A 19,042-nucleotide genomic window follows, 5' to 3' on the forward strand; every position below is an offset into this window, starting at 1 on the left:
TCTCTTTGGCCCATAAATTCGGTGATGATGAATCTATTCACTCTCTTGCTTTTTTATTTTATTGCCATGCTGCTCTGTTCAATTCAATAAAAAAGACTTAATTTGCGACAAAAAACTCAATTAAATAGGCAGGGGTTACGGTATAATTTACTACATAGATAGGTCTGCCATTTTGCAGAAACCATGTAAATAAGTAAAATACAAAGAAGGGGTTGATTAGATGAATCTATTACATGATGTGTTAACGTACAATGAAAAATTTGTATCTGATAAAATGTATGAGGAATTTACAACAGATAAATTCCCTGATAAGCGTGTAGTCATTTTAACTTGTATGGATACACGCCTTGTAGAGCTAGTTACGAAAGCCATGAATTTTAGAAATGGTGATGTCAAAATCGTTCGCAACGCTGGAGCAATCGTGAATCATCCGTTCGGGAGTATTATGAGAAGTTTACTCGTAGCCGTTTATCAGCTGCAAGCAGATGAAGTACTAATAGTGGGTCACCATGACTGTGGGATGAGTACTTTATCTAGTGAAGCGATTCTGGGAGCTATGAAGAAACGCGGCGTTAAAGAAGACACAATTGATACACTTCGCCATGCAGGCGTTGAGGTAGACCAATGGCTTGAGGGCTTCAGCAGTGTAGAAGAAAGTGTAAAGCATAGTGTCGGTATGGTGAAATACCATCCACTTATGGTAAAGGATATCCCAGTACACGGGCTTGTCATTGACCCTGAAACTGGAAAACTGGATCTTATTGTGAATGGATATGAAACGGAAGCAGCTCTTTAAGAGCTGCTTCTTTTTTATGAATACCTCTATTGCAAAAACTAATTATATTAGTTAAAATGTTAACAACGTTAACAGAATGGGAGTATGATAAAAATGAAAATAACAAAGAACGGCACCGTATTTCAATTAACGTTTATGCCTCGTCTATTTCCTGTAAATTGTTATTTAGTTGAAGAAGAACAGGAACTCACCCTTATCGATGCAGCTCTTTCTTATAGCGGGAAAGGAATTCTACATGCTGCCAAGCTCATTGGAAAGCCAATAACAAGAATCGTTATAACACACGCTCACGATGACCACGTTGGGGCTCTCGATACGTTAAAACAAGCATTGCCGGATGTACCTGTCAGCATTTCGACAAGGGATTCTTTATTATTTTCCGGTGATGTACGTTTGCTGGAAAATGAAGCAACTTCCCCCATACGCGGAGGAGTTCCAAAAAGGATTAAAACCCGGCCAGACTCTTTCCTTCAAGAAGGCGATCGGATTGGCTCGCTGGAAGTGATCGCTTCGCCAGGACATACCCCAGGCTCTATTGCACTTCTTGATACTCGCAACCGGAGTTTAGTTGCCGGAGATGCTTTTCAGACGAGAGGCGGAGCGGCAGTGGCCGGAGTCATGAAACCTTTCTTTCCTTTTCCTGCATTCGGCACATGGGATAAAGCGACTTCACTTCAAAGTGCTAAAAAACTGCAAAGCCTTAACCCAAGCTTACTTGCGATCGGACACGGAAAAATGATGGAACAGCCTAATCATTTAATGAAAAAGGCCATTATAGAAGCAGAGCAAAAATTATATCAAGGATCTTAAGAGGTGAAAATACAATGTCTCCCCGTATGAAGTTAGATGTGTCTGTTATTCTGCAAAAAGCGATAGAACTCATTGATCAACACGGAATGGAATACCTTTCAATCGGCTCATTAGCCAAAGAACTGCAAGTGCGCCCTCCTTCACTCTACAACCATATTAGCGGACTGGATGAGTTAAAACAGAAATTAGCCATTCACGGCATCAAAGCCTTGTATGAACGTATGCTTCAAGAGGCAGCAGGGCGTTCTGGTGATGAAGCGATCCGCGCACTCAGCAAAACTTATCTTCAATTTGTCAGAACACATCCCGGTCTTTACGAGGCAGCTACTCGCTTTCCGGATCCTGAAGACAAGGAGCTGCAGCAGGCACAGCAGGCTGTAGTCAACCTTGCGGTTAAAGTACTAGAGGTATATCATTTGAAGAAAGAGACAGCTGTTCATTTAGTGAGAGGGCTGCGGAGTATTCTGCACGGCTTTTCTTCGCTGGAGCAAATGGGGGGATTCGCGATGTCACTAAACGTCGATGAGAGCTTTTCCCTTCTCATTAACACGTTTATTGAAGGCATTCATTTAATGGCTATGAGGGAAAAAGATGAGATACAATCAGAAGAATGAAATGGCTATAAAGGCTCTATTATTTTAGTTGTTGATTTTGCTGCGGTCAGTTAATAAAACAACAGATGCCTTTAGCAAAGCGTTATAAAAAGGAGAACGCTTTAAACGTTCTCCTTCTTCATTAGTCTATCCAAATTGAATGTCCAAAGGGGTATACAAGCCATTAGACATTTCTCGCAGCTTTGGCACACTGCTATGATTAGCTGCCACTAAAAAACAAGTGGCCGGCCCAGCAGATTTGTTTAGGTTAAGAGAGCAATAAAAAGCTCCTATTTGCCGCTTTTCCCTGCCGACTAAGGTTTTTATCTCATGAACAATTCCTTTTGAACCAACAGGTAAAACACTATAAACCCCTTCTACTTCAAGCACTTGACGAAATAATGAAAGCGAAGCAACCGACTCTGCTTCAGAAATCACTTCCGGACCAACGAGCGGTTTCCCCATTACACCATAACAGACCGTTTTCTCGTCGAGCTGGTCTACCTCTCGTACGTGACGGCCGATCACCGTAATGCTTACGGCTGATTCACTCATCGTAAAGTTTGTTTCGGTGCTGCCTGTTAGTTCAGCCGTACATTCCGCTTCATGGACAGCACGCTTTACACCTGTGGCTAACTTTTCCCAGGCTGCTTCACTCGCGAAGTTCTGGAGTACGACAGCAAAAGGCTCTCCCCCTGCAGCCAAACATTCCATAAGCGCAACACGCGCGGAAAAATAGCCGACTGTCTCATAATCTGCCTTTACATGATCACCCGGCTTTTCCCCGATGGAGCCACTATTGTCAGCTGCAATCACAAGTCCATTCGTATAAATAACATCCCGCTTCACACGTGCACACCACCGAAGTGTTTTTCAAATAGTGTTTGCAAGCGAGGCAAGGCTACCCAAGCAAGCACACTATTTAGAACAGAAGCCACAACGAGTGAAGGAACAATGGCCACATAAAATTCCCAGCCCATAGCGAAAATAAACGGAACAGGCAGAACAAACCCATTCAACACAATGAACGTTATAATAGCAGCTATTCGTTTATGAGAATGATAGATTTTAGCGAATAGCCAAACAGCCCCTGCCATTTCAGCAGCTATTAAGAAATGGAAAGGCCCCATCGGCATTCCTCCAGTCAGTGCTGAAAGCAAATGGCCAAAGGCGGCAACGAGTGCACCTGGCCCGGCTCCTAGAAGTCCGGCTGCCAGTAAAGCTGGAAAAGAATCTAGCGCGACACTCGCTAGGATGGCTGGCACTTTAATCATCCCGCCGACAACCGATAAAGCGGTAAATAAAGCGAGCCAGGAGATCCTTTTAACCTTCACTTTTATCTTCCTTTCTTTTGCCATCACGAAAGACCTTCGCACTCCGAATGTATTCCACATCCTTTACCCCTAGCCGGAAGTTAATCACGCGGGCAATCGCAAAGAAATAATCAGAAAGACGATTTAAATATTGAAGCGTAACTGGATGAATTCCCTCTTCTTCGCGCATAAGAGCGACAACGAGACGCTCTGCGCGGCGTGTTACCGTACGGGCAATGTGAATAGAAGCCGATGCTTTCGATCCGCCAGGTAAAATAAAGCGCTCTAATTCTGGTGCTTCTTTTATATAGTCGTCAATTTTCTTTTCAAGCTCGCTGACCGATTCAGGCTGCAGCTTCCACTCCCGCTTTCCTGAAACAGTTGCCAAGTCTCCCCCGCAGTCAAATAATTCATGCTGGATCGTCTCCAAATCTGCAAGAATATCAGTAAACTTCTCCTTATCCGCCTCGAGCTCCGCCATTGCCTGGCCGACAAAACAATTCGTCTCATCTACTGTACCGTACGCTTCTACACGCAAATGATCTTTTCCAACACGGCCTCCAATAATACTCGTTTCTCCTTTATCTCCTGTTCGCGTATAAAGTCTCATTTTTCTTCCTCCTTCTGTTTAATAAATTGCGGTATGCCGTACCACACTTGAATAACTTGGCATGCCTGCTTGGCAGCATCTTGAAAGCACCAGCCAGCCGCATCCCGCCACATTCGGTCAAATGCATTTATCGGTACTACACCTTTTGTGATATCCGTACCAATAAGAATGACTTGTCGAGCCTCTTTTTCCTTTTCCCATCTCAGCCAGTCCCCCAGCTCTCTATTCCATGCTTGCCGGGCCATCTCTAAGTCTTCTTCTTTCTCAATAAGCCGGCGAACATGCCGCTCGATCCCTTCAAATACTAAGATGGATTCTGTCCATCTTTCTATTTCTTCTGTTTCATAAAATGAGTGCCAATGATAAGGATTTACCGAAAGTTCGTATGCTTCTTTCACCCATTTCTTTTTTCCATTGAAGGCACCGCCTGTAATGAGATGCATCTCTCGCCCCTCCTTAATGCAGAAAGTGAACCAGTCAGCTCATAACCGCAGCCATTTTCTATTTGCCAGTTCCAAAATTCTTTTTTCTCAGGCGCGAGCTCCACCAGCAAATGACGAATCACACCTCCATGAGTCACGATAGCCGTTCGTTTCAGATGATTTTGAGCGAGAATATCCAGCCACTTTTTCCACGCTGCGCTAATACGGCTGCCAAACTGCTGATAATTCTCTCCCTCTGGCAGCGGATTAGAAAATGGGTCCTGCAGCCAAGTAGTGTATTCTTCTAAATGTTCCAGTTCCTGATGAGTTTTTCCTTCCCAGCGGCCAAAATTCAGCTCGCGTAATTCCGGCCATACATCAATTTGGTTGTCCGGGAAAAAGATAGCGGCCGTGTCTATACAACGTTTTAGATCACTTGCAATCACTTTTTCATAAAAAGGGATGTGTGCTTTATATTGCTGTAAGGCTGCTCTTCCCGCTTCACTTAATAGTGAATTTGTCCAGCCGCTAAACGCTCGTCTTTCATTATCGACTGTTACGCCATGCCGATAGAGACCAACAACCACAAGGTCATCCATAAGAGTAGTTCCGCTCCTTCCAGACTGGCACCAAGTATATCTCCTGTAATGCCGCCAAAATGTTTCAGTGCACCCCAACGGGCAAACCAAAAGAACCATACTGCGATCATAGTGAGGATTAGAAACAGAAACAGGCTGCCGCTTATAAAGAAAAAAAGCAGTCCACTCCCCATTAACCAAAAGCCGTAGTAAACGACAAGACGGGCATCTTTCCCTTGTTGAAAAAAATAAGCAATTCCCTCTTGTTTCGCCGGCTTTACACTATTTAATGAAAGGCCGGTCATCAATTGGCTGTAAAAAGGAAGCAGGACAATCAAAAGAGCAAGTGCACTATCTCCAAATAAGAAAATTTCATATATAAAGAGAAAGCGAGAAGCGAGAAGCACAATAAGCGAGAGAACACCGAATGCCCCAACACGCGGATCTTTTAAGATTTCTAGGCGTCTATTTATATCCCGGTAAGAAAAAAAAGCATCGCTCGTGTCAATCCAGCCGTCTAAATGAAGCCCTCCTGTCCAAATAATCAACAATAGCCAAAAAAGAAAAGCATTGCCGAGAGACGACAGCGGGGACCATTCAAGCAACATCCAAAATACACTGCCATAGATCAGCCCTTTTACTAAACCAAACAGCGGAAATACCCGTAATGCGGCCCGCAAATGATGAGGATCTACCGGCAGCTCCTTATGAATCGGGACAGCAGAAAAAAATTGCACATTCAGCAAGAAGCCGTTCACATACATTTTCAATTGCATGAATCGTGTTCCTCTTGTTCCAAAATGGCTATAAACTTTTCCCAGTCCAAGTATGTTTGTAAATGGCTCGCCAATTGATTATATGTAGCGTCTTTATCCTTCATCTGTGTTTTTTCTTCTAATGGCGGCAACTTTCTGTTTGAAAGCGACAACACGTCTTCTTCTTCAAGCTGGTGATCAGCCAAATAAGGAAGAACAGCCAAGACAGGAATACCCGTCCGCTCTTCCAGCCAGCTTTTTCCTGCTTCAAATAAAAGCGGATCACCATGAAATTTATTAATGATAACTCCTTTAACACGGCTGCGTTCATGCGGTTCAAGCAATTCCAGCGTGCCGACGACACTGGCAAACAAGCCGCCGCGTTGCACATCTGCCACTAGTATGACTGGCACGTCGGCTAGTTCAGCTACCTTCATATTAACAACTTCCCGGTCCTTTAAGTTCATCTCCACCGGACTGCCTGCCCCCTCGATAACGAGAAAATCAGCTAACTCACTCAGCTTTTCTAATGAATGCCTAATCGTTTCAATCGCCTTGTCATAATACTGCTCCCGATATTTCATCCCGGCAATCACATCTATTCGTTCACCGAGCCACACGACTTCTGAGCGGCCAGGTTCCGCTGGCTTTAACAAAATAGGATTTATTTCAGGAAGCGGATCAAGCGCACACGCCTCCGCCTGCAGTACTTGCGCTTTGCCAATTTCTTTGCCATCTTCGGTAATATAAGAATAGTTCGTGACGTTTTGTGACTTAAAAGGCGCCGGCCGGAAGCCCTTTTGGAGAAGCAGTCGGCATAGTGCCGTTACGATCAGACTTTTCCCTACATCGGAAGCCGTTCCCTGAATCATAATCCCTTTCATGTTGTCGCCCCCTTTTTCTTTATAAGCGGGCACCCGTGCTCCACTAGCACAGCAAGCGTCGCTTCTTCTATCAGATATTGATGAAGTTCCCCTAATGTTTTAGCATAATAAAATACAAGAGAACCGTTTAGAGGCTCATAGGCCAATTCGTTGGAGACAACAACAACGGCTCCTGCTGACTTTCTGATCTCCTCAATTCCTGTACAAATAGTCTGCTTCACCTTTGCCTGAAAAGAGGGATGCCCCCATTCCTCATCCGTTAAGTCACTGGCAAACCACTCATTCGTTAATAATGTCGTCAAGCAATCAACTAATATGACATCCTTCTTTGTAAAGCGGCTTGATAAAGCCCCTACTTGAACGGGCTGCTCCCACGTTGTCCATACTTTCCCAGACCCTTCTCTTTCTTTTTGATGCGCGCGAACACGGGCGGCCATTTCTTCATCGGTTACTTTTCCACAAGCTATATAATGAAGGCTGCCTTCTAGTCTTTCCGCTTCTAAGACAGCCTGCTTTTCTGCTTCTCCGCTCTTCCCGCTGCGCACACCACCAAGGATGACTGTTAGCTCTGCTTTTTCCATTGCTGTAAAGCCTCTTTCAATTGGTTATTCTCTGCTTCTGTTTTCACTGCTGCCCTGAGCCATTTGCCGGCAAGCCCAGGATAATTATATGTATGGCGCAGAACTATTCCTTTTTCTAGTAAAAAGAGAAAGAGCGGCTTTTGATCTGCTAATCTCGGATCACGCAACAGATAAAAATTAACGACCGACCGGCTAAATTGAAATCCTTCCTTCTCTAAGAAAGAAAACATATTCTCTCGCTCTTCCGTAATTTTCTCTCGTGACCAATCGACAAATTCCCGGTCCGCCAAGATGGTTTCAGCTGCCTTCAGGGCGAGAGCGTTCACATTCCAATGCGGACGAAAGCGAGCAATCTGTAAAGCGAGCGATTCATTTGCCAGTAGATAACCGAGACGCAAGCCGGCAATAGCATACATTTTCGTTAAGGATCTTAACACAATTAAATTTGAATATTTCTGAATGAGCCCCGCAACGGTAAAGGAGCCGGCAAAATCATAAAAGGCCTCGTCCACTACAACGCAGCAGCTAGTTGATGAGAGACGATCTAACAGTTCAATCATTTCCCCTTCAGAAAAAGCCATCCCGCTCGGATTGTTCGGCGTGCAAATAAAAACAGCAGCAGCCCCCTCGGCTTTCACGGCTAATTCCTTCATTGGAATAGTGTAATCTTCATTGATAAGCACATACTCGATTTCGCAACCATATGCCCGGCAGGCCGTTTCATATTCAGAGAATGCCGGCTGAACAATGATCACTTTACATCCACGCCACAGCTGACCGAGAAATTGAATGACTTCTGCCGCTCCATTCCCTAACACTACTTGTTGTTCATCTACCTGGCTTAACTGAGCAATTTGCCTTGTTATCGATTTCCCATAAGGATCAGGGTAATCAGAAATAACAGAAAACCAGCTGTTCCATTGATCCCGGATGCTTTGCGGTGGTCCGTAGGGATTAATATTGACGCTAAAGTCTACGATAGAATCTGGCTGTTTTATTCCTGCACCTTCATATAAGTGTGCCGGATTAGAACCATGTGCGGGCCATTTCATAGCAAATGCCTCCTATCCACATAACAAGCAAGAATAAAAAAGAAGAACGCTCCATAATCTGATTCGTAAGCAGGATATCCTCTGCCGTTTTTTGTTTTAACGGATCACCCATTTCCGCACGATGGGAGACACGGCCTTTATATACGTTCACGCCGCCTAGCTGAATGCCGAGCAAACCAGCAACAGCCGCCTCACACCAGCCGCTATTTGGGCTTGGGTGCTTTTTCGCATCACGGCGGATAATGTGCCATACTTGTTTTTTGGAATACCTAGTCTCCGGAAAAGATATAACCATGAGCCAGCTCGTCAGACGGGCAGGCAGCCAATTCACTACATCATCCAGACGGGCAGAAGCCCAGCCAAACTGTTCATACCGATCATTTTTATACCCAACCATTGAGTCACACGTATTAATCGCCCGGTACATGATAGCTCCAGGCGCGCCGGCTAGAAAAGCCCAGAAAAGCGGAGCGGTCACACCGTCACTCGTATTCTCAGCAACGGTCTCGATGGTCCCTCTCGTAATCTCTCCTTCATCTAGTTGATCTGTATCGCGGCCAACAATATAAGAAAGCTTTATACGTGCTTCTGGCAAATCTCCGCTTCGTAACGGTTCATACACACTCACCCCTGCTTCTTTTAAGCTGCGGCAGGCAATGGCAGAAGCGATCATCAGGGTCTCTGCTGCTACTCCGGCCGCTGGATGGATACGATAGAAGAGAAAAACGAACAAAAAACTAACTCCGCCGGTAATTAGAAGAGTGATAGCAAGCATCCACACCCCTTTATTCCGCCGGCCTGTTCCTTTATTCAGCCGTTGCTCTAGAAAATGAATAAGCGAGCCGATCCAACGAACCGGATGCGGCAGATGCGGGGGATCACCAACTAGACGATCAATAAAAAAAGCGATGGTTGCGGCCAAGAGATGGTAGATCATCATATCCTCTCTCCCGTTCCGCTTTTTTCTAACGATTCTATTGTGCATTCATAGACTGCCTTTCCAATCGACTGGCCCAGCGGCGAAATAGTGCCCGCAAATGCCTGATGTGCGCCGCGCTGGGTCGCCGCGATGAGAACACTATCAGTGGAAGTACCTGTCGCCCATGAATGTGTTAATGGATCTTTGACTTTTTTATCGAATAAAGCTTTTACTTTCGCCTCTGTAGCTGTCATCACCGATTGAACGAATGCTTCCTCTGACAAATAACCATTCGCGAATACCCATGTATTGATTGTACCTGGCAAAAAGGCACGGCTATGCTCTACAGCCCGCGATACATCAACCGCATTCCCCACACCAGCGGTAACGACGACAAACACAGACACATCTTCTATTTCTACAAAGCGATAAGCAGCTTTACGAAGGTGAACGGCTGTCATCATTCCGACTGTCTCATTTATATCAAAATGATGCTGCTTCAAAAACCCCTTCATATCTTCCTTGTAAGAGTCGTGCCAATAATTTTTATCGACATGCCGGTTCACGAAGCTGCGGTGCCATCCCCATCCCGCTCCAATGACGCCTGCTGATAATGTTTTTAATAATACAGGAGCCTCTAGAGCAATAAATTCATCTTTATGTGTAATACACGTCCCATCGATGATGATCTCTGTTTCTTCCTTAGCTGCTTTCTCAGGAAGAATGCTCATTTGCGGTTTAGGGACTTCCGGATGCGGCCGCTGATGGATCGCCGTTTTGTAGACTTGCTGAATCGGCTCTTCCTTTAACACTTCGCTCGGAATGCCCAAGCCGTTCATTGTTCCATCTTCCATCAGTAATAACCTATCACAATACAGAGATGCGAGATTCAAGTCATGAAAGATCGATACAACGGTTAACCCTGCTTCGCTCGCCATTTTCTTGAGCAGATCCAGCAGCTCTTTTTGAAAGGATAAATCCAAATGATTCGTTGGTTCATCTAAAAGTAAAATCTCGGGCTCTTGGGCAAGAGCTTGAGCGAGAAACACCCGCTGCCGCTCACCACCTGACAGTTCTTCAAGAGAAGTATTAGCAAACTGTATAGTGCCTGTTCGTTCCATTGCCTTGTTTACAGCCTGTTCATCCTCTTCTGTCCATATCGGGAAAAGACCACTTTGGTGAGCATAGCGGCCGAGAGAAACTGTTTCTTTCACCGTGTAGGAAAAAGCCTGGGGGGTCATCTGGGGAAGAACAGCTAGCCGCTTCGCCAGCTCTTTTGGCTTATAATCTTTTATTTCCTTTCCTTCGATCTGCATCGAGCCGCTGCTTACAGGGACAATGCCGCTCATCATTTTTAGCAGCGTTGTTTTGCCGCTGCCATTAGGACCTAATATGCCAAAAAGCTCTCCTTTTTGAACAGAAAAAGATAAATCACGGACAATCAGCTTGCCATCATAACCACCGCTGAGTTTTGTTAATTGAATCATGCTGTTCTTCTTCCTTTCCTGTGCTTACGAAGCAAAATGATGGCAAAGACGGGAGCGCCAATAATAGAAGTAATTACGCCAATTGGCAATTCGGTTGGGGAAATAATGGTGCGGGCTACAAGATCAGCTAAAATTAGAAAACCAGCACCGGCGAACATAGACAATGGCAACAAATGACGATGATCTGGTCCCCATATCAACCGAATAAAGTGAGGAATGACCAATCCGACGAATCCGATCGTGCCCGAAACAGCAACAGCCGCTCCTGTTAAAATAGAGCCAGCGATTAGTACAATGAGCTTTTTCCGGCGGACGTTCACCCCTAAGTGCTGGGCTTTTTCCTCGCCGAACGACATGGCATTCAATTCAGCGGCATGAATGATTAACAAGATCGTACCAATGAGGAAAAACGGCAGGATCAGCTGAATATAATCCCACCCCCTCATCGACACGCTGCCAAGCAGCCAGCCGATAATTTGCCTTAGCTCCTCACCTGTCAGCGCAATCATTAAAGAAATAACGGCGCCCAAGAAAGAGCTAAAAATAATGCCTGTTAAAATGATCGTTTCTACTTTTAGCGAACGTTCAATCGCCTGAGCAAATAAAACAACAATGAAGATGGTGACAATCGAAGCCATAATACTAATGACAGGCAGCGTAAAGCCGGATAGCCATGAAAACTGCACATTAAAAAACAGCACCATCACAGCGCCTGCTGAAGCGCCCGATGAAACACCGAGTGTATATGGATCGGCTAACGGATTGCGCAGCAGCCCTTGAAATGCAGCACCTGCCACCGCTAAGGAAGCGCCTACGAGAGCTGCCAGCAAGACGCGCGGAAACCTAATTTTCCATACGATGTTATCAAAAGACGGGTCTACTCCATGAAGGGAAGTGCCGAAAAAATGATGAGATAATAAGAAAGCGATATCCCGAAATGGAACTTGTATCGTTCCAATCGAGATACCCCCAAATAAAGCGATCATAAAAAAAGCGAATACGATCAAATAGGCCGAAATCTTATTTCTTAAAAACATCTGGATAGATCGCTTCGGCAAGTTCTTCTACTCCTTCAACAAGACGTGGGCCTGTCCGGTTAACTAGGTCAGCTTGCACGTCATGAACGTCTTTGTTTTTAACGGCAGTGATGTTTTCCCAGCCTTTACGCTTCAACACTTCCTCAACCGGCTGTTTCGTATAGTAGCCGTGTGTTGTAATAATGACATCTGGATTTTTCTTAATAATTGCTTCCTCTGTCATTTGGATCCATCCTTCTTGATCAGCAGCAGCATTTTTCGCATGAATCAGATCAAGCATTTCTTGCATAAAGGTATTCTTGCCAGATGTATAGATTTCAGGTGCTGGTGACACTTCGATAAAGACGCTTTTTTCATCTTCTTTTTTAATCGTTTCTGCCTTTTCCTCTACCTCTGCTAAATCTTCTTTCATGTCTTTTACTACATCATGAGCTTTTTCACTCGTCCCAGTAGCCTTCCCAATCATTTCAATTGAATCGTATACCTGATCAAAATTCTGGGCATTATTAACGACAAGTACATCAATTCCTGCTTCTTCCAGCTGTTTAAAGCCATCTTTTGCATTATGAGCACTGGAGGCGTGGGCTAACACTAGATCAGTGTCGAGTCCGATAATTTTTTCAATGTTATATTCCATACCGCCGACTTTTTCTTTAGAGTTTACTTCTTTCGGGTAGTTATCATTATCGGAAACGCCAACAATTTCCTTTCCTAACCCGAGCTCATAAGCGATTTCGGTATTGCTCGGAATGAGGGAAACGATTTTCTTTGGCTTTTCCTCAATAACGACATTCTTTCCTTCTGCGTCTCTGATCGTTACTGGAAAGGCCGCTTCTTGACTTTCTTTTGGCTGATCTGCTTTTTCTTCCTTTTCTGGCGCTGCTTTATCTGTTCCGCAGCCAGCCAACAATCCGGCAGCCAACACGAAAGATAATGTGTACTTAGATACTTTGTTCATGTCTTTCTCTCCCTTTACTTCTTAGAAATATCAATAAAAAAACACCTCTACGCTTTGGAGAGATGCAGTGAAAAAGAGCCATGCGGGCATAATGAGCCAACCAGCCGCTTTTACACCACCCTATCCGCGTAGGTTACCGGTGCTCTAAATCAGGCAGGTTTTCTGGCTTGTGAAATAGATTTACTTCACTTACAGTGGCGGGACCGCGCTGGACTTGCACCAGCTTGCCCTTTTAAAAAGCTTTTTATTGAGCTTTACCTGATTCAACGTATGTAGTTTTCCGCCTAGCTTCATTATACACAAAAAAAACGTTCCTTTCATACAATTTTAAAATGAAAACTATTCTTTCTAATTTCCATCGTTCCTATAAATGGAATAAATTAAATTTTTTGCACAATCCAACGATCTTTACGTTTTAGATAGAGCAAAAGTGGAATAGGATAAAGAAAAGGAAAGGAGCGGCTAACGATGAACCTTGCTGCTTTAATTGGATTGGTTGTTCTGCTGCTTTGTATTGGTCTTATTTTAGTGTACTTCCTTCGTCAGGCATTCGATGCGAATGATTCACATCGAATAGATGCCATTCCCGAAGACGATTCTTATTTAAACGATCGGGACTCTGCACATGATCGCAATCTGTAACTTGTTTTTGAATGACAAAGTATCATAAGAAAAAAGCATTTATTTACCATAAAATCCGCCTGGACTCCAGGCGGATTTTATGGTTTTCCTTAGTAAAGCAGCTTAGTTCTCTGCATATACTTTTTCATTCGAAATCTCATGAATAGCTTGTTTCATGATAACAGCCATTTCGTCTAAATCTTCATAGCTTGAAGCAAGGGGCGGCATAAAAACAATCACATTCCCAAGCGGCCTTGTCAGCATGCCAAGCTCTCTCATGCGCAATGTTGCTCGATAAGCTGTTCTTTCTTCAGCTGGAAAAGGCTCGTTCGTCGCTTTATCTTTAACAATCTCGATGCCGCACATTAAACCAAGCTGACGGATTTCACCGACGTGTGGCAATGTATTGATTTCAGTTAAAAGCTTCTTCACGTATTCTGCTTTACGTGCTGCTTGTTCAACAAGGTTTTCTTTCTCGAAAATAGCCAAATTCGCTAAAGCGGCCGCACAGCCTAGCTGATTTCCTGTATACGAATGGCCATGGAAAAAGGTTTTCATCTCTTTATAGTCTCCATAAAAAGCTTCGTACACTTCTTCCGTCGTTACAGTAGCCGCAATCGGTAAATATCCCCCGGTAATTCCTTTAGCAATGGTCATAATATCTGGGGAAACACCTTCGTGTTCTACCGCGAACATTTTTCCGGTCCTGCCAAACCCGGTTGCCACTTCATCTACGATAAAAAGAATCTGAAACTCCCCGCAAAGACGTTCAAGCTCTTTTAAATAGCCGGCCGGCATCATATGCATACCACCTGCACCTTGTACCATCGACTCAACGATAAGTCCAGCAATCTGTTCATGATGTTCCTCAAATAATGTACGCATGGCGGCAAGTGATTCTTCTTTCGCTGTTTGTTCATCCCCTGACGGATGCCAGCTTGCTGACGGAAATGGGACGGCAAATGAATTAAACATAAGGGCACTATATACACGGTGATAAATATCAATAGAACCTACACTGATGGCACCGACTGTATCGCCATGATAGCCATTTGCCAGCGTGACGAATTTTGTTTTTTCCGTGATGCCTTTGTTTTGCCAATATTGATAAGCCATCTTGATCGCTATTTCGACTGATTCTGCTCCACTATCCGAATAAAATACACGCGTCAATCCTTCAGGGGTCAGCTGAATAAGCTTTTCAGCTAATTGAATAGAGGGCACATTCGCTGCTCCAAGCAACGTTGAATGGGCAATTCGATCAAGCTGCTCTTTAATAGCATCATCAATTTCTAGACGGCGATGGCCATGCACATTCAGCCACAGGGAAGAATAGCCGTCAAGGTACTCATTGCCATGAATATCTTTCAAGCGGACACCTTCACCGCTCTCAATAATAAGCGGAGCCTCTTCATAATCCTTCATTTGTGTAAATGGAAGCCACATATGCTTTTGGCTGATCTCATACAAATGCTTTGTATCCATTCTTTATCCCCTCCATTAATCTATTGAAATGCCACTCTTTCACTATTCCAGAACGATAACGATCATGTTTAAGAGAGTTCGGAAGACCTTCGATAAAGGGAATATGCCCAATAATAGGTACCCTGGACAGTTCATGAATGACCTTCATGTTATCTTCCTCCATGTCTTTCTCTCCAGGTGAAGTACTCGAGAAAACAAGTCCAGCGATCGGCAGCTTTCTTTGCTTTATCGCTTCAATTGTCAGCATCGTATGATTGATCGTTCCGAGCCCCGTTCTGGCAGCGATGACCACCGGCAAGGACACTTCTTCCATTACATCAATCAAGCATCTTCCCTTTCGATTCAGCGGTACGTATAGCCCGCCAGCGCCTTCTGTCAGTAACAGTTTTGGTCCTGATGACCGCTCTTTTATTTCTTCTATAATAGCCTCTTCATCAATCGCTGCTCCTTCCTCCTCGGCAGCCAAATGAGGAGAGCTCGCTTTTTTAAATAAGTATGTATAGAGCTTTTCCTCTTGAATATCTGGGAGCAGATGATACATCTCCACATCCGGCGCCCTCCATTCTCCATCCTTCCATTCTGCACCGCTTTGTACTGGCTTATACGGAATGACATCTACTCCTCTTTCCTTTAGTCCATGGGCAAGTAAAAGTGTCGTAATTGTTTTTCCTGCATCCGTGTCTGTACCTGTGATAAAGATTCCGGGCATAAACATCCTCCTTTTTAATTTTAGTAAACCTTATTTACAAAAATGTTAACATACGAAAAAATGATAAACAATTATATTTTATAAAAGAGGAGGAAAATCATTGAAAGCTTACGAGATTGTTCTTTGCGCCTTCTTTGCAGCCCTTATGGCTGTTGGGGCAAACGTATCACCTTTTTTAACGATCGGCGGTGTTCCTGTTACTTTGCAATTAATGTTTGCCATCCTAGCCGGTGGATTGCTTGGCAGCCGCCTTGGTTCCTTGTCCATGGCTGCTTATCTCTTTATCGGTCTTGCCGGTGCACCCGTGTTCGCCCAATTTAAAGGGGGACCCGCAAGTATTTTCAGTCCCACTTTTGGATTCATCCTTTCTTTTATTCTCGTTGCTTATGCTACAGGCAAGATTCTTGGACATTCACGCAAAAAAACAGCTTACCTCTATGCCGGTGCAGCTGCTATTCTCTTAAATTATGTCATCGGCACAAATTACATGTACGCAGCGTTCAAATGGTGGGCTGAAGCACCAAGTGACTTTAGTTATGCAATGGCCTGGTCTTGGATGGCTATCTATTTTCCACTTGATCTCGGAATAACCGTTGTATCTCTTGCTGTTATTCCTAAAATTCGTTCAGCGCTAAACCAACGAAAGGTTTATCCAGTAAGAGACTAATCAAAACTTTTTATCCTTATCTAATCGTTTCTCTTCATCCTTTTCCATATTTTGTGTATAGTAAATGTATTGTCACAATTGAGGAGAGAGACTGATGAAAATAAGAGAATGGGATCACAGCTTAAAGGTCCGCCTCATTGGGGAAAGCATTATGAATATTACCTTCTGGATGTTTTTCCCCTTTCTTGCTATTTACTTTGCTGAAGAGTTTGGAAAAGGAAAAGCCGGGCTGCTTTTAATTCTTTCGCAAGTGTTTTCCGTCATTGCTAACTTAATCGGCGGCTATTGTGCAGATCGCTTTGGCAGAAAACGAATGATGGTGTTGTCTTCCTTTGGACAAGGGCTTTCCTTCCTGCTTTTTGCTTTTGCTAATTCACCTTGGTATGAGTCGGCATTAATTGGATTTTTCGCTTTTACAGTCGCAAGTGTGTTTGGGGCCCTTTATTGGCCAGCTAGCCAGGCGATGGTGGCTGATGTTGTAGAGGAGAAAGATCGCAGCGATGTCTTTGCTGTTTTTTACACGTCCATTAATATTGCTGTTGTCATAGGACCGATTCTAGGAGGCATTTTCTTCTTTACCTATCGATTTGAACTCATGTTGTTTGCCGCGTTTACTTGCTTCTTACTATCTTTTATTCTTTTTAAATGGACAGATGAAACAGTTCCTGAGAATGCTTCGTTAACAAACTTAGCCAGCAAAAATTGGATTGGTGTGATTGTAGAGCAAATAAAGGACTACCATATTATTGTGAAAGATAAAATTTTCATGATATTTATCATTGCAGGAATCTTAAGCTCACAAACCTTTATGCAGCTCGATCTGCTTATTCCTGTCTATACAAAGGAAGCCATCGATGTTCAAACGATTTTTTCGCTTGGTGATTGGATCGTATCGATTAATGGGGAGAAAGCCTTTGGAATTCTCGTTTCTGAAAATGGATTTCTCGTAGCCCTTTTCACTGTTCTGGTTTCTAAATGGGTCACTCGCTTTCACGAAAAAAATGTATTTGCTATTTCTTCTATTTTGTATGCGGTTTCAATGTGGATGTTTGGATTAACGGATTGGTTTTGGGGCTTCGTTCTAGCCATGATCGTCTTTACTCTTGGGGAGCTATTAATTGTCGGTTTGCAGCAAAGCTTTATTTCTGTGCTTGCTCCGGAGCACATGCGGGGACAATACTTTGCAGCTGCTAGCCTCCGTTATACGGTCGGACGCATGATTGCTCCTGTGGCAATACCTCTGACGATTTGGATCGGTTATTTCTGGACGTTTTCTGTTATTGCCATTCTTTCCTTGGCAAGTGCCGCTTTCTACTATTATATGTTCATCTTATATCGCCAGCAAAAAGACAATACGCCCGCACAGTAAAAAAGCGGGCGCTTATCAACAGCCCGGTGATTAAAAATAGATTTTATATACCATCAGGCTGATTGAAAACTCTTGTCTTTCGAGGCGCTAAACCTGACGAGAAGCGGAGTGACCATCAGGTCATGATCAACGAAGAAAGCGAACATTTGGCAACGGGCTAAAAGGACTGTCTTTTTATTACATTAGACAGTCCTTTGTATTATCATTGTTTCACTAAAGGTTTTTCAGCTACCACAACTCCATCTTCATCCGCGTAGACATAATGTCCAGGTATCCACTTCACTTCGCCAAATGTGATTGCGATATTTTCTTCTCCTGCTCCCCTTTTTATGCTCTTCAACGGATTGCTGCCTAGAGCGAGAATCCCAACGTTCAGTTTGGCTAGTTCAGCCGTATCACGTACACAGCCATTAATGATGACCCCAGCCAACTTTCGCTCTTCAGCAATCTCTCCTAAGCGGTCGCCAAGAAGTGCGCAACGTTTTGATCCGCCCCCGTCTACTACTAATACATGTCCCTCTGGAATGGTTTGCAGCGCTCTTTTAACAAGCACATTATCTTCAAATACTTTCACCGTAGAAATCGGGCCTGAAAAACCTCTTTTTCCGCCGTAAGACTTTAGCTCCAAATAACATACTTGCAATTCTTCCGAGAAGTCATCACATAAATCTGCCGTCTTCACACTTGTGTCAATCATCTTTTTCTCCCCTTTCCAGCCTATTCCCTATTTCCATTCGACATTCTCCCTATCATTTCCTGTTGTTCCTCTTTTTTTGCATGTTTTTATCTATAGTCAACGGGTATTGATTAAAGTGATGACCCTGCATGATCATTAGGAGGATTAAATATGTCCAATAAAAAAGTCATTGGTTTATGTAGCAGCGAAATTGATGCCATCCGACGAATTGAAGAGCTAAAAGTAGAGGGGTATACAACGGATCAACTGTACGCAGTGACGAAAGATGCTGATCTTTATTTGATGCTTCAAAACCGTTCAGGAGCAGAGGTCACTTCTGCTGGGCCATCGCTAACTGAAAAAGTGAAAGCAATATTTACGAAAGAAAAACCCGTTAAAGAGTCCTTACTTGAATTTGGATTATCCGAAGAGGATGCAGAAGCTTACTACAAAAGCCTGGAGGAAGAATTAATTTTACTCGTAGCGGATGAAGCAGACGATGAAGCAACAGGCCATTCGGTTACTGAAACAGCCGCAAGTTTAGAGGAGGCCCCCCTTCCTGATAAAGAAGAAACCGAAAGAAGACAGCGGATCCAAGAACAAAACGAGCTGAATAGGAAGACGGAGAGGGTCACAGACGGTTCACTGTTTCCACCTAATCAGCAGCCGCTCCACAGGGATTATTTGTAAATGAATTTAAAGTTTTAATTATATCACAAA

23 protein-coding genes and 1 riboswitch are annotated in these 19,042 nt (G+C 43.8%); of the genes, 7 read left to right on the forward strand and 16 right to left on the reverse strand.

All coding sequences use genetic code 11. From position 1 onward, the window contains the following. Positions 1 to 220 precede the first annotated feature (220 nt). The 3 genes from A8F95_RS17280 to A8F95_RS17290 all read left to right on the forward strand — a co-directional run bounded on the left by A8F95_RS17280 (position 221) and on the right by A8F95_RS17290 (position 2,220). Positions 221 to 796 carry a beta-class carbonic anhydrase gene (locus A8F95_RS17280; protein ID WP_065411663.1) on the forward strand — a complete coding sequence of 192 codons (576 nt, stop codon included), beginning with the start codon at positions 221 to 223 and terminating at the stop codon, positions 794 to 796. A 93-nt stretch (positions 797 to 889) separates the two neighbouring features. After that, the gene (locus A8F95_RS17285) at positions 890 to 1,606 is read left to right on the forward strand and encodes an MBL fold metallo-hydrolase (RefSeq protein WP_065411664.1); all 717 of its coding nucleotides are present in this window, start codon (positions 890 to 892) and stop codon (positions 1,604 to 1,606) included. 14 nt (positions 1,607 to 1,620) lie between these two features. Beyond that, on the forward strand, positions 1,621 to 2,220 hold the full coding sequence (locus A8F95_RS17290; protein WP_065411665.1) for a TetR/AcrR family transcriptional regulator: 600 nt from the start codon (positions 1,621 to 1,623) through the stop codon (positions 2,218 to 2,220). 126 nt (positions 2,221 to 2,346) lie between these two features. Here the strand turns inward: A8F95_RS17290 and A8F95_RS17295 are convergent, their stop codons facing one another. Genes A8F95_RS17295 through A8F95_RS17355 form a run of 13 tightly spaced genes read right to left on the reverse strand, consistent with a single transcriptional unit; the run spans position 2,347 to position 12,795 of the window. After that, positions 2,347 to 3,048: a hypothetical protein gene (locus tag A8F95_RS17295; RefSeq protein WP_065411666.1), complete on the reverse strand. Its 702-nt coding sequence runs from the start codon at positions 3,046 to 3,048 to the stop codon at positions 2,347 to 2,349. Then, positions 3,045 to 3,533, reverse strand: a complete 489-nt coding sequence (locus tag A8F95_RS17300) for an ECF transporter S component (RefSeq protein WP_065411667.1) — start codon at positions 3,531 to 3,533, stop codon at positions 3,045 to 3,047. Before A8F95_RS17300 ends, A8F95_RS17295 begins: the two co-directional genes overlap by 4 nt. Continuing rightward, entirely contained in the window at positions 3,523 to 4,122 is a 600-nt protein-coding gene (locus A8F95_RS17305) for a cob(I)yrinic acid a,c-diamide adenosyltransferase (protein WP_065411668.1), read from the reverse strand. Before A8F95_RS17305 ends, A8F95_RS17300 begins: the two co-directional genes overlap by 11 nt. Further along, entirely contained in the window at positions 4,119 to 4,565 is a 447-nt protein-coding gene (locus A8F95_RS17310; RefSeq protein ID WP_065411669.1) for a bifunctional adenosylcobinamide kinase/adenosylcobinamide-phosphate guanylyltransferase, read from the reverse strand. Before A8F95_RS17310 ends, A8F95_RS17305 begins: the two co-directional genes overlap by 4 nt. Next, positions 4,517 to 5,143, reverse strand: a complete 627-nt coding sequence (locus A8F95_RS17315) for a histidine phosphatase family protein (RefSeq protein WP_065411670.1) — start codon at positions 5,141 to 5,143, stop codon at positions 4,517 to 4,519. Before A8F95_RS17315 ends, A8F95_RS17310 begins: the two co-directional genes overlap by 49 nt. After that, positions 5,101 to 5,898 carry an adenosylcobinamide-GDP ribazoletransferase gene (gene cobS / locus A8F95_RS17320; protein WP_065411671.1) on the reverse strand — a complete coding sequence of 266 codons (798 nt, stop codon included), beginning with the start codon at positions 5,896 to 5,898 and terminating at the stop codon, positions 5,101 to 5,103. Before cobS ends, A8F95_RS17315 begins: the two co-directional genes overlap by 43 nt. Then, positions 5,889 to 6,761, reverse strand: a complete 873-nt coding sequence (locus A8F95_RS17325; protein WP_065411672.1) for a cobyric acid synthase — start codon at positions 6,759 to 6,761, stop codon at positions 5,889 to 5,891. Before A8F95_RS17325 ends, cobS begins: the two co-directional genes overlap by 10 nt. Further along, the gene (locus tag A8F95_RS17330; protein WP_065411673.1) at positions 6,758 to 7,342 is read right to left on the reverse strand and encodes a bifunctional adenosylcobinamide kinase/adenosylcobinamide-phosphate guanylyltransferase; all 585 of its coding nucleotides are present in this window, start codon (positions 7,340 to 7,342) and stop codon (positions 6,758 to 6,760) included. Before A8F95_RS17330 ends, A8F95_RS17325 begins: the two co-directional genes overlap by 4 nt. Then, entirely contained in the window at positions 7,324 to 8,394 is a 1,071-nt protein-coding gene (gene cobD / locus A8F95_RS17335) for a threonine-phosphate decarboxylase CobD (protein WP_065411674.1), read from the reverse strand. Before cobD ends, A8F95_RS17330 begins: the two co-directional genes overlap by 19 nt. After that, complete coding sequence (cbiB, locus tag A8F95_RS17340; protein ID WP_065411675.1) at positions 8,369 to 9,334, reverse strand: adenosylcobinamide-phosphate synthase CbiB; 966 nt, start codon at positions 9,332 to 9,334, stop codon at positions 8,369 to 8,371. Before cbiB ends, cobD begins: the two co-directional genes overlap by 26 nt. Further along, positions 9,331 to 10,800 carry an adenosylcobinamide amidohydrolase gene (locus A8F95_RS17345; protein WP_065411676.1) on the reverse strand — a complete coding sequence of 490 codons (1,470 nt, stop codon included), beginning with the start codon at positions 10,798 to 10,800 and terminating at the stop codon, positions 9,331 to 9,333. The genes cbiB and A8F95_RS17345 overlap by 4 nt, the downstream gene beginning before the upstream one ends. Next, positions 10,797 to 11,858, reverse strand: a complete 1,062-nt coding sequence (locus tag A8F95_RS17350; protein ID WP_065411677.1) for a FecCD family ABC transporter permease — start codon at positions 11,856 to 11,858, stop codon at positions 10,797 to 10,799. Before A8F95_RS17350 ends, A8F95_RS17345 begins: the two co-directional genes overlap by 4 nt. Further along, the gene (locus tag A8F95_RS17355) at positions 11,821 to 12,795 is read right to left on the reverse strand and encodes an ABC transporter substrate-binding protein (protein WP_065411678.1); all 975 of its coding nucleotides are present in this window, start codon (positions 12,793 to 12,795) and stop codon (positions 11,821 to 11,823) included. The genes A8F95_RS17350 and A8F95_RS17355 overlap by 38 nt, the downstream gene beginning before the upstream one ends. 135 nt (positions 12,796 to 12,930) lie before the next feature. Beyond that, positions 12,931 to 13,072: riboswitch (cobalamin riboswitch) on the reverse strand. A gap of 191 nt (positions 13,073 to 13,263) precedes the next feature. Between A8F95_RS17355 and A8F95_RS22655 the strand changes: the two genes are divergently transcribed. Then, positions 13,264 to 13,437, forward strand: coding sequence for a hypothetical protein (locus A8F95_RS22655; protein WP_156186988.1), 174 nt, complete (start codon positions 13,264 to 13,266; stop codon positions 13,435 to 13,437). 102 nt (positions 13,438 to 13,539) lie between these two features. Here A8F95_RS22655 and bioA read toward each other — a convergent pair whose 3' ends face one another. Then, positions 13,540 to 14,901 (reverse strand): adenosylmethionine--8-amino-7-oxononanoate transaminase, encoded by a 1,362-nt coding sequence (gene bioA, locus A8F95_RS17360; RefSeq protein ID WP_065411679.1) that lies wholly within the window; start codon positions 14,899 to 14,901, stop codon positions 13,540 to 13,542. Beyond that, positions 14,879 to 15,610, reverse strand: coding sequence for a dethiobiotin synthase (gene bioD / locus A8F95_RS17365; protein WP_065411680.1), 732 nt, complete (start codon positions 15,608 to 15,610; stop codon positions 14,879 to 14,881). The genes bioA and bioD overlap by 23 nt, the downstream gene beginning before the upstream one ends. A gap of 100 nt (positions 15,611 to 15,710) precedes the next feature. Between bioD and A8F95_RS17370 the strand changes: the two genes are divergently transcribed. Together A8F95_RS17370 and A8F95_RS17375 are read left to right on the forward strand one after the other, a co-directional pair. Further along, positions 15,711 to 16,277 (forward strand): biotin transporter BioY, encoded by a 567-nt coding sequence (locus A8F95_RS17370; RefSeq protein WP_065411681.1) that lies wholly within the window; start codon positions 15,711 to 15,713, stop codon positions 16,275 to 16,277. 94 nt (positions 16,278 to 16,371) lie between these two features. Next, a complete protein-coding gene (locus tag A8F95_RS17375; protein ID WP_065411682.1) occupies positions 16,372 to 17,646 on the forward strand; it encodes an MDR family MFS transporter in 1,275 nt (424 codons plus the stop codon). Positions 17,647 to 17,848: 202 nt separating this feature from the next. Here A8F95_RS17375 and rraA read toward each other — a convergent pair whose 3' ends face one another. Then, on the reverse strand, positions 17,849 to 18,343 hold the full coding sequence (gene rraA / locus A8F95_RS17380) for a ribonuclease E activity regulator RraA (protein ID WP_065411683.1): 495 nt from the start codon (positions 18,341 to 18,343) through the stop codon (positions 17,849 to 17,851). A gap of 150 nt (positions 18,344 to 18,493) precedes the next feature. On the opposite strand from rraA, the gene A8F95_RS17385 reads away from it, so the two are divergent. Beyond that, positions 18,494 to 19,012 (forward strand): general stress protein, encoded by a 519-nt coding sequence (locus A8F95_RS17385; protein ID WP_065411684.1) that lies wholly within the window; start codon positions 18,494 to 18,496, stop codon positions 19,010 to 19,012. Positions 19,013 to 19,042 lie beyond the last annotated feature (30 nt).

Origin of the sequence: Pseudobacillus wudalianchiensis (genome assembly GCF_001685015.1) — a bacterium.
In the GTDB taxonomy this organism is placed as follows: Bacteria; Bacillota; Bacilli; order Bacillales; family Domibacillaceae; genus Pseudobacillus; species Pseudobacillus wudalianchiensis.